The organism is Mongoliibacter ruber, assembly GCF_003003005.1.
Classification (GTDB): Bacteria; Bacteroidota; Bacteroidia; order Cytophagales; family Cyclobacteriaceae; genus Mongoliibacter; species Mongoliibacter ruber.
Genome location: NZ_PVTR01000002.1, coordinates 488,131 through 503,500, shown reverse-complemented (window position 1 = coordinate 503,500; position 15,370 = coordinate 488,131). Strand labels below are relative to the sequence as shown.

At 38.8% G+C, this 15,370-nt stretch carries 15 protein-coding genes; 10 read left to right on the top strand and 5 right to left on the bottom strand.

The window, feature by feature from the left end; genetic code table 11:
• The first annotated feature begins 31 nt into the window (after window positions 1-31).
• From secDF to CLW00_RS05430, 8 genes are all read left to right on the top strand, one after another.
• Window positions 32-3,013, top strand: coding sequence for a protein translocase subunit SecDF (secDF, locus tag CLW00_RS05465; RefSeq protein ID WP_106132630.1), 2,982 nt, complete (start codon window positions 32-34; stop codon window positions 3,011-3,013).
• 142 nt (window positions 3,014-3,155) lie between these two features.
• Window positions 3,156-3,842 carry a hypothetical protein gene (locus CLW00_RS05460; RefSeq protein WP_106132629.1) on the top strand — a complete coding sequence of 229 codons (687 nt, stop codon included), beginning with the start codon at window positions 3,156-3,158 and terminating at the stop codon, window positions 3,840-3,842.
• Between the two features lie 48 nt (window positions 3,843-3,890).
• Window positions 3,891-4,316, top strand: coding sequence for a hypothetical protein (locus CLW00_RS05455; RefSeq protein WP_106132628.1), 426 nt, complete (start codon window positions 3,891-3,893; stop codon window positions 4,314-4,316).
• 8 nt (window positions 4,317-4,324) lie between these two features.
• Window positions 4,325-5,005 carry a hypothetical protein gene (locus tag CLW00_RS05450; RefSeq protein ID WP_106132627.1) on the top strand — a complete coding sequence of 227 codons (681 nt, stop codon included), beginning with the start codon at window positions 4,325-4,327 and terminating at the stop codon, window positions 5,003-5,005.
• A 71-nt stretch (window positions 5,006-5,076) separates the two neighbouring features.
• Window positions 5,077-5,466 carry a hypothetical protein gene (locus CLW00_RS05445; protein ID WP_106132626.1) on the top strand — a complete coding sequence of 130 codons (390 nt, stop codon included), beginning with the start codon at window positions 5,077-5,079 and terminating at the stop codon, window positions 5,464-5,466.
• Window positions 5,463-6,134 (top strand): hypothetical protein, encoded by a 672-nt coding sequence (locus tag CLW00_RS05440; RefSeq protein WP_106132625.1) that lies wholly within the window; start codon window positions 5,463-5,465, stop codon window positions 6,132-6,134. Before CLW00_RS05445 ends, CLW00_RS05440 begins: the two co-directional genes overlap by 4 nt.
• 178 nt (window positions 6,135-6,312) lie before the next feature.
• Window positions 6,313-7,068 (top strand): sensor histidine kinase, encoded by a 756-nt coding sequence (locus CLW00_RS05435; RefSeq protein WP_106132624.1) that lies wholly within the window; start codon window positions 6,313-6,315, stop codon window positions 7,066-7,068.
• 43 nt (window positions 7,069-7,111) lie between these two features.
• Window positions 7,112-7,738 carry a response regulator gene (locus tag CLW00_RS05430; RefSeq protein ID WP_106132623.1) on the top strand — a complete coding sequence of 209 codons (627 nt, stop codon included), beginning with the start codon at window positions 7,112-7,114 and terminating at the stop codon, window positions 7,736-7,738.
• Here the strand turns inward: CLW00_RS05430 and CLW00_RS05425 are convergent.
• From CLW00_RS05425 to CLW00_RS05410, 4 genes are all read right to left on the bottom strand, one after another.
• Window positions 7,735-8,877 (bottom strand): DUF4221 family protein, encoded by a 1,143-nt coding sequence (locus CLW00_RS05425; RefSeq protein WP_106132622.1) that lies wholly within the window; start codon window positions 8,875-8,877, stop codon window positions 7,735-7,737. The genes CLW00_RS05430 and CLW00_RS05425 overlap by 4 nt on opposite strands.
• Window positions 8,878-9,048: 171 nt before the next feature.
• Window positions 9,049-10,191, bottom strand: coding sequence for a cysteine desulfurase family protein (locus CLW00_RS05420; RefSeq protein WP_106132621.1), 1,143 nt, complete (start codon window positions 10,189-10,191; stop codon window positions 9,049-9,051).
• A 56-nt stretch (window positions 10,192-10,247) separates the two neighbouring features.
• Entirely contained in the window at window positions 10,248-11,636 is a 1,389-nt protein-coding gene (gene glmM / locus CLW00_RS05415; protein WP_106132620.1) for a phosphoglucosamine mutase, read from the bottom strand.
• 55 nt (window positions 11,637-11,691) lie between these two features.
• The gene (locus tag CLW00_RS05410) at window positions 11,692-11,922 is read right to left on the bottom strand and encodes a hypothetical protein (protein WP_009034911.1); all 231 of its coding nucleotides are present in this window, start codon (window positions 11,920-11,922) and stop codon (window positions 11,692-11,694) included.
• Between the two features lie 72 nt (window positions 11,923-11,994).
• Here CLW00_RS05410 and mazG point away from each other — a divergent pair, with 72 nt between their 5' ends.
• The gene (gene mazG, locus CLW00_RS05405) at window positions 11,995-12,813 is read left to right on the top strand and encodes a nucleoside triphosphate pyrophosphohydrolase (protein ID WP_106132619.1); all 819 of its coding nucleotides are present in this window, start codon (window positions 11,995-11,997) and stop codon (window positions 12,811-12,813) included.
• Between the two features lie 13 nt (window positions 12,814-12,826).
• Here the strand turns inward: mazG and CLW00_RS05400 are convergent, their stop codons facing one another.
• A complete protein-coding gene (locus CLW00_RS05400; protein WP_106132690.1) occupies window positions 12,827-13,309 on the bottom strand; it encodes a cupin domain-containing protein in 483 nt (160 codons plus the stop codon).
• Between the two features lie 334 nt (window positions 13,310-13,643).
• Between CLW00_RS05400 and recJ the strand changes: the two genes are divergently transcribed.
• Entirely contained in the window at window positions 13,644-15,368 is a 1,725-nt protein-coding gene (gene recJ / locus CLW00_RS05390) for a single-stranded-DNA-specific exonuclease RecJ (protein WP_211300154.1), read from the top strand.
• The last annotated feature ends 2 nt before the right edge of the window (window positions 15,369-15,370 follow it).

The window sequence follows — 15,370 nt, the reverse complement described above, 5'->3', positions numbered from 1 at the left end:
TCAGTAAATAACTTATAAATTCATAATTACTATGCGTAACAAAGGTGTCGTAGTGTTTTTGACTGTGATTATTACAGCGCTTTGCCTGTATTATTTGTCATTTACATTTGTATCGAACAATTTCAACCAAAAAGCTGTGGATTATGCCACAGATGAGGTAGGCAATGTAGACTTTGCCAAAAAGCAAGCGTACCTAGACTCTATTTATAGAGAACCAGTGTACAATTTTCTAGGTGCCAAATTCACCTACAAAGAAATCAAAGAAACAGAGTTGGGCCTTGGACTTGATCTCCAAGGTGGTATGCACGTGACCTTGGAGGTTTCTCCTGTTGAGATTTTGAAAGGTCTATCAGGAAACTCTAAAGACCCGGCTTTCAATACAGCCTTGGATCGTGCTACAGAAGCTGCCAAAACCACAAATGATAAATTTGTGAATATTTTCTATTCACAGTGGCAACAAGCTGCTTCCAACAGAAAATTGAGTGAGGTTTTCGCTACTGCCGCTAACCGTGGGCGTATCTCTTTGGAATCTTCAGATTCTGAAATCCTTGACATTATTGACGGAGAGATTGAAAATGCAATTGAGCGTTCTTTCAATATCCTAAGAACAAGGGTTGATAGATTTGGAACATCACAACCGAACATCCAAAGGATACAAGGTTCAGGAAGAATTCAGATCGAACTTCCGGGTGTAGACAATCCTGAAAGGGTAAGAAACTTGTTACAAGGTGTTGCAAAACTTCAATTCTGGGAAGTAGCTGAAATTCAGGACTACTTAAGCGAACTTGAGTCTGTCAACAGTCTTTTGGTAGCAGAGCAAAAATCTGCCAGTCAAGAAAGCCCTGCCACTGATGATCAGGATGAAGAAGAAATGACCGAAGAAGAGGAATTGGCCTCCGAATTGGAAAGACAATTGGCCGAAGAATCCGGTTCTGATGATTTTTCTTCTGAAGTTTCTCCAATATTCTCATTGACAAGATCCAATCAGGGACTAGTCTATGAAGTGAGAGATACCGTTACCATCAACCGTATCTTGGCCAGAGAAGATGTCAAATCCCTTCTTCCAAGAAATGTGAAATTCCTTTGGTCAGTTAAGCCAATTACCGAAGGCAACATGGAGTTGTTGGAGCTATTTGGAATCAGGTACAACAGAGCAAGTGATCAAGCACCTCTAGAAGGTGATGTGATTACAGATGCCAGACAGACCTTGGATCAGACTTCCAGACCAGCTGTCAGCATGCAGATGAATGCAGAAGGCGCGAGAAGATGGAGAAAATTAACCTCCGAGAGTATCGGTAAAAGAATCGCTGTAGTCCTAGATGACTATGTATATACAGCACCTGTGGTACAGAGTGAGATTCCATCAGGACAATCTGAAATCACTGGTAATTTCTCTATCGAGGAAGCCAAAGATTTGGCCAATATCCTGAAGTCCGGTTCCCTTCCTGCACCAACCAAAATCGTAGAAGAAGCCATTATCGGCCCAACCTTAGGTAAAGAAGCCTTGAATCAAGGTCTGATCTCAATGATTGCAGGTCTTACTTTGGTAGTATTGTTTATAGTTGCCTACTATGCAAAAGGCGGTTTGGTTGCTATTGCGGCATTGGTGTTCAACATCTTCTTTATCTTGGGTATCCTAGCCCAGCTTGGAGCTGCACTTACGCTACCTGGTATTGCCGGTATTGTATTGACAATTGGTATGTCGATTGATGCGAATGTCCTGATATTTGAAAGGATCAAAGAAGAACTCAGAAATGGCGCTGGTTTGCTTGTAGCCATCAATCAAGGTTACAACAAAGCCTTCTCTGCCATCCTTGACTCCAACGTTACGACTTTCCTTACAGGTGCCATCCTTTACGCACTGGGTCAGGGACCTGTAAAAGGATTCGCGATTGTATTGATGATCGGTATTGCTTCGTCTTTCTTCTCTGCGGTATTTATTACCAGAGTGATTGTAAGCTGGATGACTGCTAAAGGAGAAAAGAGCAATGTGTCTTTCGAAACTCCAATCGCAAGAAATGTACTTAGTGAACTTAACATTGACTTCCTGAGCAAAAGAAAAGTTGCTTACTTGATTTCTACTTCAATTATTGTTGTAGGACTTGCCATAGCGGCAATAAGTGGACTCAAGTTTGGTGTAGATTTCACCGGAGGTAGGTCTTATATTGTTGAATTTGCAGAACCTGTATCCGCCTCTGAACTTAAGACTGGATTGGATGGGGAATTTGACGGATCGGTGGAAGTAAAAACTTATGGTGCCAATAACATCATGAAAGTAACAACTTCTTACCTCATCAATGAAGACGATGATGCATCAAACACTGAGGTGGAGACAAAAGTAAGAGAAGGAATCGCTTCCCTATTTAGTTTGACATATACCACAGATGCAGAAAACCTTTCTGAGAATCAATTTGCGATCACAGGCTCTTCAAAAGTAGGTGCTACTGTAGCGGATGATATCAAAAGTTCATCTCTTAATGCTATGTTCTTTGCGATTGTTGCAATCTTCCTTTACATCTTGTTGAGATTCCGTAAATGGCAGTTCTCCTTAGGTTCTATAATCGCTTTGGTGCATGACGTATTCTTTGTGATTGCTGCATTTGCCATCGCCACTGCGTTGGGAGCCACTTTCGAAATTGACCAGGTATTTATCGCTGCGGTCTTAACAGTAGTAGGTTACTCCATCAACGATACCGTGATTGTATTTGATAGAATCAGGGAAAATATCAGTAATAGAGGTACATCCAAGTTGGTGAAAATGTTCAATGATGCCATCAACCAAACTATGGCAAGAACACTGATCACTTCTGCCACTACTTTGATTGTGGTATTGGTGCTATTGATATTCGGTGGTGAAGTCTTGAGAGGATTCTCATTCGCATTGCTTATTGGTGTATTGGTAGGTACTTATTCATCTATTTATATCGCTACACCAATTGTAGTAGATTTGATGAAAAAAGAGCTAGAGGCTGAAAATGCTTCGCCAGTTTCACCGAGCAAAAAAACAGCATAAATTCAAAAATCATACATAAAAAGGGGAGTTGAAGCGATTCAACTCCTTTTTTTGTGTCATTTTGCTTCAAAAATACCCTGTACAGGGTATTTTTTGATTTAGATTTTTCTTCTACTTTTCGAAATCTAAATTAATCAACACTTTGCCTAGTTTTTATCATTTTATAATTGGCCTCAGTCTTTTACTGATTTTGGTGCTTAGGTCTCGTAACAAGTCTGCTTACAGGAAGCAAATCAATATCATCACCTTTACTTTGGTTGTGGTATTGATTATGGAACTTGCGGGTTTATACACTGCCAGAAAAGGCATCAACAATACTCTCATTTACAACTTGGGATGGATCTATTTGGAATCATATTTATTGATTGCCTATTTCTATTCCCTGGAAAGGAATTTGATTTGGCGCAAAAGAGTCGTTAAAATAAGTGTGCTTCTTTTGATTTGGGGTGTCATAAACTCACTGTTTTTTGAACCCTTGTTCGGAGCCATTCAGTTTTTCTCCCTTTTGCCATTTGGTTTATTTTTGATGATATTATCCATTCGTCTATTGTACCAACTCCTGAATTTGGAAATCTATTCCCAAAGAAGTCTCTTAGTAATTCCTCATTTTTGGATCGCCTGTACCATCCTATTCTTTTACCTAGAAGCCCTTGTTCTATTTGGAACATACAATTTCTTCCCGTCAGTAATAATGGAAAATGTAATTATTGTGTCTATGCTTAACAAAATGATGGCAGGTTTGATGTATTTTATCTTTGGCTTTGCCTTTATTTTCCCAGATCTTCCCAATTTGCTTAATCCAAAAAAAAACAGCCACACATTTTCCTGATAGTATAAATTCATTTACTTTATTAATTTATGTCCAAATTCCACTAACATGACTAGAGAAGAACTTGAAGCATTCAGAAAGGCATACCAAAAGGCCGCCAAAAAAAGTGTCAAAGCCAAAAATGGCAAAGGTAGAGCAATAGATGAACAATCTGATTGGGTCTGGTTTGACAGGGAATCCATACAGCAAATATTGGATATGACTGACCCCAAAGAAGGTGGTATCAAAATCTATCTGGGTCAGTATGACAAAAAAAACATCAACATGCTACCCAAAGAAATGAGAGAAAAACATGACTATGTTGGTAAAGTTTCTCTGGCATTGGTAGCCTGTAATAAAACGAAGGAAGAATTTGAAGATATTTATTCAGATACTCTTGTTGATTCAGAAAAAGACCTAAAATCCCAGAGAAGTGATGGAGGAATCAGTCCTTTAAATGCAGGAAATGTTTGTCCTCCAATTTGTAAACCATAAACGCTCCCATGGAACTGTTTTCTTGGTACAATGTCTTGATCATTCTTGCTGTGCTGCTTAGCATTCCAAAATTTTTTGGTAGTGATGATCAAAACAAAAAAAAACATGTTGTCATTTTCCTTATTTTGGCGCTAACAGCCTTAGTAGAATGGTATGGCCAATACTTGAGACTTTCAGGTCAAAACAACACCATTGTTTATAATATAGGTTATGTATTAATTGGCTTATCACTTAAATTTTATTTCTTTTCTCAGGCGTTTCAAGATAAAAAAGAGAAAATGCTGGTATTGCTACTGTGGACAGCGTTCATGGTTTGGAGTTTCAGTAATTTTCTCTTTTTCCAAGCTTTAGGTGAATTTCATCACTATTCTTTGGCCTTTGGGAGTTTTCTTTTGATAGCGCTTTGTTTCTATTTTTTTTTCGGAATATTCTTCAAAAACAAATACGAAAACCAAAACTTGCTTGCTGTTCCTGAATTTTGGATCATTTCATTTTTTATGTTTTTTTATGCCTGCTCCTTTTTTTACTTTATATCGTTCAGTTTTTTCTTAGATGGAATGGATCTCGCACTTGTTATCCAATTGAACTTTCTAATCAGAGTCCTTGGGTGCATTATGTACCTTATCATGGGTTTAGCATTTTATGCGCCACTGGTATTCAAAAGTGATCCGATACTTATTTCTAATTAATTACTTTAAAATTTACATCCATCATTATGATAAATTGGTAATTTGAAAAAAATCTTACAATTTAAACTAAAATGGACAACAGACAATTTAAAAGTTTTGTGTCAGCCTATAGGGATTCACTACAAAAAGGTGAAAAAGCCAAAGGACCAGATGGTAAACCTATCGAAAGTGAAACGGACTGGATCTACTTTGATAGGGAGACCCTAGAGAAATTGCTCAAAATGACTGATCCAAAAACGGGAGGAATCAAAATGTACTTGGGTGTGTACACCAAAGAAAACCTGGACATCTTGCCAAAGGACAGAGAAGACCGAGAAAATTACATTGGTATGCTTTCTTTAGCCCTGACTCCTGCCAATCGAACCAGACAGGGAATTGTGGATGTCCAAGAGGAAGAAATCTATGAAAACGGAGGCACGCTTTGCCCTCCTTTTTGCCAACCACCACCTACTGAGATTTGATTTTATATATCTATCCCGGATTGATTTGGCTGGCTGTATTGCTAAGTATTCCGGCTTTTTTTGTGGTAAATACACAAAGTAAAAAATACCATAGGCTGATTTTTGGAATCATTGTGATGGTGGCCGTTCTAGAAACTTATGGTGCCTACTCTATTCTAAACTCCCAGAACAGTTCAATCTTCCATAATCTTTTGTTTGTTCATGCTGAAAGTTTGCTTTTGCTCTATTTTTTTTATCTCAACTTCAGTCTTAAAAAAGTAAGGCAAAGCATACTTGTTTCGGGATTGGTATTGATGGTTTGGGCTTTGATCAATTCGCTTTTCTTTCAACCGATCAATTCTTCTTTCCAGACCTATTCTTTTATACCTTCCGCTATCATATTAATTATATACTGTATAGGTTACTTCTACTCCATAATCAAAGAAGACAAATTCCAAGACGTAAAAATAGTGGCAGTCCCATCATTTTGGATTGTCACGGTAGTCATGTTTTTTTATTCATGCTCCTTGATGTTTTTTGCATCCATTCCACTAGTAAATCCTGAAAATTATGAGCTTGTGTACAAGATTTATAATTTGATACGAGGCCTCAGTATCCTGATGTACCTGATCATGGGACTTGCATTTTATGCTCCAATATTTTTCAAAACTCGAAGCATTCCCGATTAACCTAAAGTTTTTCTTTTTCCCTAAATCTTTTTGATCGGACACAGGTATCTGTCTATTTAAATAAAATGAAATGCATTTGATAAAGTTTTAATATGCGTTTTTCGGTGTATTGAGGTATATTGTTTGCTGTTAAACACAAAATTTATACTCACTCAACCATATCCTCAAAATAAATTAAATGGACAATACCGGTTCAGATTTATTTGTGATCATACTGCTGGGATTTTTCCTGATGCTGTTGATGGTATCTTTCATTATCATCATGGTCATCTTTCATAGACAAAGGCAGCTGGAAAATCGGCAAAAAGTCCTTGCACTTGAGGCCAGTTATGAAAACACCCTTCTCAATGCAGAAAAGGAAATACGTGAAGAAACTTTGGCCAATGTAGGTCGTGAACTTCATGACAATATCGGGCAGATGTTATCCTTGGCTAAAATCAACCTCAGCAGCTCCAAGCCTACGTCGATTTCGGAAGGAAAGTCAATCATAAATGAGGTTATCAAAGAAGTTAGAGGACTTTCTAAATCATTAAATTTAGACTGGGTCGAAGCCATCAGCATAGAAGAATTCATCAAAAGGGAACTGCAGAAAGTCGAAAATTCAGGGTATTGCAAGGTTAACTTTTCGCATAAAGGCGATGCTCTTGAATTAGAAAAGGACCACAAACTCATCCTCATCCGGATTCTGCAGGAAACTTTAAACAATGCCTTGAAGCATGCTGCACCAGATATGATAAGTATTGAAATCGATAATTCCGGTGAAAAAAGTGTGGTTACAATTCAGGATGATGGAGCCGGATTCGATACCAGTATCGAAAGTACCGGTTTGGGGATGACTAACCTGAAAAAGAGAATGGAAACCATTGGAGGGGAGATCGAAATTGCATCGGAACTTGAAAAAGGTACGCTCATCACACTTTATTTGCCTAAATGAGGTCATATCTTTACCTTCATAGAGAATTCACCCCGTTTAACCCATGATAAAAATAGCGCTAGCTGACGACCATAAAATGTTTGCAAGAGGTATTAAAGGCCTTTTGGAAGAAGAAGAAGACTTTAAAGTCATCGCGCTATTTCATAATGGAAAAGACTTAGTGGAGTTTGTCAAGAAAAAATCCGTTGACATTATCATTACGGATATGAACATGCCCAAAATGGATGGAATGAATGTAATTTCCAGCATCAAAGATTTTGCTCCGCATGCCAAAATTATTGTTCTCTCCATGTATGACGATCAGGTTATTTACGATAAGGCCGTCAAGAGCGGAGCAAATGCATATGTCCTAAAAGGTTCAGACCCAGATGAATTGATTTATACAATAAGGGAGGTTTTTGAAGGTGCATATGTGCTGGATTACAAGAAGGTACTTTTCCAGAATGAACCTGATGGATACCCTGACCATTTCAAAGAAAAGTTTAAGCTCTCCCGAAGAGAATTGGAAATAATCAAACTGATCAAAGATGGCAAAATGAACAAAGAGATTGCCGACGACCTAAGTCTCAGTCAGCACACGGTAGAAGCACACCGGAAAAAGATTCATGCCAAACTTGGCGTAAGCACGGCAGTTGAATTGGTAAAAAAGGCTATAGAGATGAATATCTAGGAAGCTTCCATAACCTTAATCCTGATAAAACCCAACTCATCATCTACATTTTCATGCAGCCAGATAGCACCATCTTTGGCAAAACAAGAGTTGGAAGGTGATTTTACATACTCCTTGATTTTGGTCTCTCCTATCATTTGTAGGTCTTGATCAAATACCGTCAAGAATACATCCGACTTTTCAAATTCACCTTCAGGATTCAATTTGGATATATCGGACAGTCTGTAATATCGATTACTAGACTCATCAAACAAAAAGGGGCCAAACTCTATTTGGCTTTTCATTTTGCTGTATTCAGCACCCATTTCTTCCTGAGAGGTAACCAATGTTTTAAAATTGGCAGTTTTGCTATTTGGTGTGAGTTTACTTTCAAATTTTCTCGCAATCACAGTATCCTCCTTGGACTTGTAAATGATGACCTCATTGAAAATATTATTGGTGATGATCAAGTCATCATTCCAAGGCTGAAGGTGGATGGAAGAATGTAAGGTCATCATACCACGGCCTTCCATTTCCATATGAATTTGGAAGTCTTTAAGTTTTTCAAATTGTGGGATTTCAATCCTCTTTACGGTATTATCAATTGTATTTACCTTGGCAATGAAGTTGCTATGATTTGGGTGCTTAGAAATACGGGTGTAAAATTCGTCTTTCCCCTTTGTAAAGGTATATCCGGGAGATAAATTCTCACCTTCCTCCAATTGCTCTCCTTCAAATTTTTGATTTCTTAAGTTGAACTCCCAGCTTCTTTCGCCTCTTTCGTTAACTATCAAACTGTTCATGAAACTTGAAAAAGCATATTCATCCTCGGATATGTAGGTAAAGAAGTTTAGGTAGGTGCCCAAACCAGTTGGACCATCTTTTTCAAATTGGATTTTTCGAACTAACTCCAAGTTATCCAAGTCTATCATTTCCAATAAATACTGCTTGTCATCAAACTTGTAAAGGTATTGCTTATCCGCACTAAGATCGGACATATACAAGTTGGTGCCGGCCATCAGTATTTCATCCTTGGCATCGACCATCACCGTATCTATCTGCACTTCAAAAGTCAATTCCCCGTTCCGCTGCTTAGATTTATCAGAAGGCTTACAAGCAAAGAAAAAAAGTAAGGAAAGGATTAAAACAGTATTTCTCATAATTTTTTAGTTTATGAAAACTACCTGATTAATCTTTTAAAATCAAATATTTAGTTTGTTTTTCTGGGTAAGGGGAAGTTTTTTAATAGTTCATTTTCAATTAATATTTTAGGCGTCCCGATGTCGATGCCACAAAAAAACCGGTCATTGACCGGCTTCTTATTTATTTTACTAGACTGTTACTCCGTACAGTTCTTTGAGTTTTTCTACTGTATAGTCCACATCTTCGATAGTATTGAACCTGCTGAATGAAAAACGTACAGACTCTCGATTTGGATCAGCCTTAAGTGTTCTCAACACATGGGAACCCACCGTGGCTCCACTACTGCACGCCGAACCGCCCGAAGCCGAAATTCCATTCAAATCCAAATTGAAAAGCAACATCCCTGAATTATCTTCAGAATGAGGTAAGCTTACATTTAGGACTGTGTAGAGGCTCTTTTCCATATCCGCCGAATGACCATTGAATCTTACTTCCGGAAATTGCTGCTTAAGACTGGATATAAAGTGTTTTTTGAGTGCTTCAATATGTGTTCTGTGACCATGCATATCCTCATATGCAAGTTCCAAAGCTTTGGTAATACCTACAATACCAATCACATTTTCAGTCCCTCCACGCATGTTTCTTTCCTGAGCTCCTCCAAAAATGAAAGGGTGGATTTTTTTGTCTTTTTTTACATATAAAAACCCAGAACCCTTTGGTCCATGAAATTTGTGGCCTCCAGCTACTATTGAATCTACAGGGAGAGTTTTGAGATCATGAGTATAATGGCCCATGGTCTGTACTGTGTCAGAATGAAAAAACGCCCCATACTCCTTTGCCAGAGAACCTATGGCTTTGAGGTCATTGATATTGCCTATTTCATTGTTGGCATGCATCAGCGACACCAATGAATTGGGATTCTCTTTTAAAAGTGACTCCAAGTGCTGTTGGTCAATTTCACCCATTTCATTGACATTGACCATGCTGAGTTTGATTTTCCCTTTTTTGGCACAATGCTCTAAAGTGTGAAGCACTGCATGGTGCTCAATTGGAGATGTGATGGCATGCTGAATGCCGTGGGTATCAATGCCACACACAATAGCCGTATTGTCAGCTTCTGTCCCTCCCGAAGTAAAAAAAATCTCAGAAGGGCTAGCATTTAGCAGTTCTGCTACTTTTTTTCTTGCCCTTTCTATAGCTGTGCGGACTTCCCTTCCGTGACTGTGGACCGAAGAAGGGTTACCATAATGTTCTTTCATATATGGAATCATGGCTTCGATCACCCGATCATCCATAGCTGTAGTGGCAGCATTGTCAAAGTAAACTCTCATTCTTCAAGTAATTGGGTTGAAATCTTCAGAATTTTTTTGGTTTTTTTACCGGCTAATTATGATCCAGTAATCACTTCTTTAATATCCATGATGATTTTATTGGCCAAATGTTCTGCCGTAGCCTGAGATTCAGATTCAGAATAAATCCTGATAATAGGCTCTGTATTGGATTTTCTCAAGTGAACCCACTCCTTATCAAACTCAATTTTGACCCCATCTATAGTATTGATTGGCTGTTTGCTGTATTTATTTTTGATTGCTTCTAAGACAGCATCGACATCGATATCAGGTGTAAGTTCTATTTTGTTCTTAGATATATAGTATCCAGGATAAGTAGCCCTAAGCCTGGATATGCTTTTCCCAAATTTTGCCAAATGGGTCAAAAATAATCCTATACCTACCAAAGCATCTCTTCCATAATGGGATTCTGGATATATCACTCCCCCATTGCCTTCTCCTCCAATGATCGCATTGGTCTCCTTCATCTTGTTCACCACGTTGACCTCACCTACAGCAGCAGCTTGATACTGACCGCCTCTTTTTTCGGTAACATCTCTTAGGGCTCTAGTAGAGCTCAAGTTGGAAACAGTGTTGCCAGGAGTTTGTGAAAGTATATAATCCGCTACCGCTACCAGTGTATATTCTTCTCCAAATGGGCTACCATCTTCATTCATAAAGCATAACCTGTCTACATCCGGATCCACTACTATTCCAAGGTCAAATTTTCCCTTGGCGAGTTTGTCTGAAATATCTCTAAGGTTCTCTGGAAGTGGCTCGGGATTATGTGGAAATTGCCCATCGGGAGTACAATACATTTCTTCGATTTCCTCTACACCCAGAGCTCTAAGGAGCTTGGGCAATGCAATGCCTCCTGTAGAATTGACACAGTCAATGACAACTTTGAAATTCCTGGCCTTGATAGCCTCTACATCTACCAGGTTCAAACCCAAGACATGTTGGACATGACGATCTATATAATCATCTATCTTAGTGTAAGCTCCTAATTTTCTGACTTCTGCAAACGAAAAATCTTCCTTTTCGGCAGATTCCAAGATTGCTTTGCCTTCGGAGTCTGAAATAAACTCACCTTTATCATTCAAAAGCTTCAATGCATTCCATTGAATAGGATTGTGACTGGCGGTAAGGATAATTCCTCCACCGGCTTTTTCCAATGGTACGGCTAATTCTACAGTAGGAGTCGTGCTCAAGCCAAGGTCAATGACATGAATTCCAAGACCCTGAAGTGTAGCGCTGACTAATTTTGAAACGATCTCACCTGAAATCCTTGCATCTCTGCCAATAATTACTTTGGGATTGTTGGTGTGACTGATAATCCAGCTGCCATATGCAGCTGTAAACTTGACAACATCTAAAGGAGTGAGCCCTTCTCCGGGTTTACCACCAATGGTGCCCCTGATGCCAGAGATTGATTTAATTAAAGCCATAAAATATTATAGGTGAAATAGAAAAATCTTGGACAAGCCAAGAATATAAAAGAGGTTATTTGAATTTGGCGAGTACCTTGTCCACTTCATTGTCAGGATTGCCGCAGCTGCTGTCAGCATCCACCGTTTTTCCACAATAGCTACAAGTACCGCCATCTTTATTCAGATAAGGATTCTGGGATGCACAAGTTCCCTTGAACTCTCCATTTTTTAATAAAATTAGCCTTACAGACATCAAGATAAAGAATAATGCCAAGAAGCCTAAAGTCAAATATAAGGTTGCCATATCAATTAAATTTGTTCAAATTTACGTAATACTTTCAAAACGTCCTCACTTTACGAATAGTTTCCCCCCTATATGTCCAATTTGTCACAGAGAAAAGAACAACTAGCAGCATTTGATAGGTTATTGACCATAATGGATGAATTGAGGGAGCAATGCCCATGGGATCAAAAACAGACTATTGAAAGCCTACGCCATTTGACCATAGAAGAAACTTTTGAGCTGTCTGACGCCATTTTGGAAAGTAACCTTGATGAGGTCAAAAAAGAATTGGGGGATATCCTCCTACACATTGTTTTTTATGCAAAAATCGGCTCTGAAAAAGGAGCTTTTGATATCTCTATAGTCATTGACAGCCTGTGCGACAAACTCATTCGTAGACATCCCCACATTTATGGAGACACCGAAGCCAAAGATGAAAAAACGGTAAAGGAAAATTGGGAAAAAATAAAGTTAAAGGAAAAAGGGAATACTTCAGTTCTCGGGGGTGTGCCAAGGTCATTACCGGCCTTGATAAAATCCATGCGGATTCAAGAAAAAGCACGTGGTGTTGGTTTTGATTGGGAAGAAAAACACCAAGTCTGGGAAAAAGTAGAGGAAGAACTTGAGGAGTTCAAGACCGAATTCAATGTGGTCGATGGCCAGGAAATTGATAAGGAAAAGGCTACCGGAGAATTTGGTGACTTATTGTTTTCCCTTATCAATTACGCCCGATTTATAGACATCAATCCCGAGGAAGCTTTGGAAAAGACTAACCTGAAATTCATCAAACGTTTTCAATACTTAGAGCAATCTGCAAAGTCTTCCGGCAAAAAACTAGAAGACATGAGTCTTGCCGAAATGGATGTTTTTTGGGAGGAAGCCAAAAAACTAAGCATTCAGACAAGCAAATAAGACAAACCTTTTTTTATCTACCAAAATCATCCTGTAACCTGACGATATCTTCTTCATCAGAAGGATGCGACGCGTCGGTATGCTGCCAAATTTCAGCGACTATTCCCCATTCATCCATCCCAATCAGGCGATGTCTTTCGCCTTGTTGCAATTTGATTTTGTCTCCTTCTTTGAGAACATGCTGCGACTTTTCTTCATCTGTCAATGAGGTCGCCACGGCCACCCTTCCTGATATACATCTCCATATCTCAGCCCTTCTATGATGGTATTGCCAGGAGAGCCTTTTTTCAGGTGCTACCAAGAGAATCTTTGGACTTAGCTTATCAGAAATTTTCAATGCTTCAAAATCCTCATCAGGGAAAAATTGCTTTGCAAAAGCCGCTGCCTGATCTTCATTGATCACCAAAAATCCACCCCAAGGCCGCTTTCTATCCTCTTTGATCACTTCAAAACCAAGATGATTCATCATCCTAAGGGCTTTATCAAAATTTGTCATGACTGATTTATCCATGTTCAAAAGTAGCAAAATTAATTTTTGTGATGCATTACAACAAAGTTTAAACTTTTTACAAAATTTTTGGTCTGACCGTCAAATATAGGTCAGGAAATTACTTTGAAAATCTGGCTGACAAGTTAATCTACGATGATGTGTCTCTGAATGTCAGGCTGGTAGCTGAGATTTAAGGCTTGACCGTTTTCAAAACTTAAATAAAGCCCATAGGATCTTTTCCTCTGGACTTTTTCTTTTTCAATGTATCATGTTTTTGCCCACTCAAAATAAATGATTTGCTGATTCTACATTTAGCGGCTGACTTTAGTAATTTAGCCTAATGGAATACAAATGGATGATAAGAGAAAAAGCTGATACTGACAACGTAGAAGCATTGAGCAAGGAAATCAACGTCAATTCCATCTTGGCCAATATGCTGGTCAATAGAGACATCGATACTTTTCAGAAAGCAAAGGATTTTTTCAGGCCTGATTTGGATAAACTCCATGACCCATTTCTGATGAAAGATATGGATAAGGCAGTGGATCGCTTGATTTCAGCAATACAGCACAAAGAAAAAATTCTGGTTTACGGGGATTATGATGTAGATGGTACCACATCGGTAGCCATGATGTACGGATATTTAAGTCAGTTTTATGATCATGTAGATTTTTATATTCCCGACAGATACAAAGAGGGCTATGGGATTTCTGAGAAAGGAGTACGATTCGCCGCTGAGAATAATTTTGGCTTGATCATATCGCTGGACTGTGGAATCAAAGCCATAGAAAAAGTCAAACTTGCTAAAGAACTCGGGGTAGACTTCATCATCTGTGACCACCATACTCCTGGAGAAAGTCTTCCGCCCGCTGTGGCCATTTTAGACCCAAAAAGAACAGACTGCTTATACCCATACAAAGAACTCAGCGGTTGCGGTGTGGGCTTCAAACTTATTCAGGCTTTTGCAAAGCATCAGGGATTTGAAGAAACAAAAGTCATGGCATTTCTGGACCTTCTCGCGATCAGCATAGCAGCTGACATTGTACCGATAACTGGAGAAAACAGGATATTTGCTTTTTATGGTATAGAAAGAATCAATAACAATCCCCGTCCTGGGATCAAGGCCCTCTTGGTGAAAAGCAGAATCGAAAAGGACTTGGATATATCAGATATCGTCTTCAAAATCGGCCCGAGGATCAATGCTTCAGGAAGGCTGGAACATGCAAAAGCCTCTGTAGAACTCATGATTGCCGCAGATTTGGAAGATGCTCTGACTCGTGCAGACTTGGTGGATACAGTCAATTCTGCCAGAAAAAACTTCGATGAGAACATCACAAGAGAGGCCTTGTCTATGATTCAGGGTATGGAGGAAGTGAAGCAAATGAAATCAACGGTCTTGTTTAAAGAAGATTGGCATAAAGGTGTCATTGGAATAGTAGCCAGCAGATGTATAGAAAAATTCTATCGGCCGACTATAATTCTGACTGAATCCAACAATAAGGCCACAGGTTCTGCACGTTCTGTTTTTGATTTCAATATATATGAAGCGATTGCAGAATGCAGTGACTTACTCGAACAGTTTGGCGGTCACAAATATGCCGCGGGTCTTACCATGGCTGTTGATAAGGTTCCTGCTTTTCAGGAAAAATTCGAGGAGGTGGTGAGCTCTAGAATCAAAGACATACACCTCAAACCTGTTTTAGAAATTGACGACGAAATTTTATTGGACCAATTAAATTACAAGTTTTACAATATTCTCAAACAGATGTCACCTTTCGGGCCCGGAAATCCTGAACCTATCTTTTGCCTAAATCAAGTCCATGCAGAGGATGTACGGATACTAAAAGATAAACACCTTAAATTCAATGTGGTACAAGATGGACAGGTAACCAAGCCAGTATGTATTGCCTTTGGAATGGCTGATAAAAACATTTATCCAGATGAGATAATTTATAAAATGCTGATTCGAAAAATGCGTTTTGATTTGGCTTTTGAGATCAGGGAGAATACTTTTAGGAATAACAGTACCCTTCAACTTTACGTGAAAGACATAAAATTTGATTGAGG

What these genes read in the sequence shown, in the direction of transcription:
- CLW00_RS05410 (WP_009034911.1), bottom strand. Translation starts at nt 11,922, where the DNA reads ATGGCAACCTTATATTTGACTTTAGGCTTCTTGGCATTATTCTTTATC.
- secDF (WP_106132630.1), top strand. Translation starts at nt 32, where the DNA reads ATGCGTAACAAAGGTGTCGTAGTGTTTTTGACTGTGATTATTACAGCG.
- mazG (WP_106132619.1), top strand. Translation starts at nt 11,995, where the DNA reads ATGTCCAATTTGTCACAGAGAAAAGAACAACTAGCAGCATTTGATAGG.
- CLW00_RS05430 (WP_106132623.1), top strand. Translation starts at nt 7,112, where the DNA reads ATGATAAAAATAGCGCTAGCTGACGACCATAAAATGTTTGCAAGAGGT.
- CLW00_RS05455 (WP_106132628.1), top strand. Translation starts at nt 3,891, where the DNA reads ATGACTAGAGAAGAACTTGAAGCATTCAGAAAGGCATACCAAAAGGCC.
- recJ (WP_211300154.1), top strand. Translation starts at nt 13,644, where the DNA reads ATGGAATACAAATGGATGATAAGAGAAAAAGCTGATACTGACAACGTA.
- CLW00_RS05420 (WP_106132621.1), bottom strand. Translation starts at nt 10,191, where the DNA reads ATGAGAGTTTACTTTGACAATGCTGCCACTACAGCTATGGATGATCGG.
- CLW00_RS05435 (WP_106132624.1), top strand. Translation starts at nt 6,313, where the DNA reads ATGGACAATACCGGTTCAGATTTATTTGTGATCATACTGCTGGGATTT.
- CLW00_RS05400 (WP_106132690.1), bottom strand. Translation starts at nt 13,309, where the DNA reads ATGACAAATTTTGATAAAGCCCTTAGGATGATGAATCATCTTGGTTTT.
- glmM (WP_106132620.1), bottom strand. Translation starts at nt 11,636, where the DNA reads ATGGCTTTAATTAAATCAATCTCTGGCATCAGGGGCACCATTGGTGGT.
- CLW00_RS05450 (WP_106132627.1), top strand. Translation starts at nt 4,325, where the DNA reads ATGGAACTGTTTTCTTGGTACAATGTCTTGATCATTCTTGCTGTGCTG.
- CLW00_RS05445 (WP_106132626.1), top strand. Translation starts at nt 5,077, where the DNA reads ATGGACAACAGACAATTTAAAAGTTTTGTGTCAGCCTATAGGGATTCA.
- CLW00_RS05425 (WP_106132622.1), bottom strand. Translation starts at nt 8,877, where the DNA reads ATGAGAAATACTGTTTTAATCCTTTCCTTACTTTTTTTCTTTGCTTGT.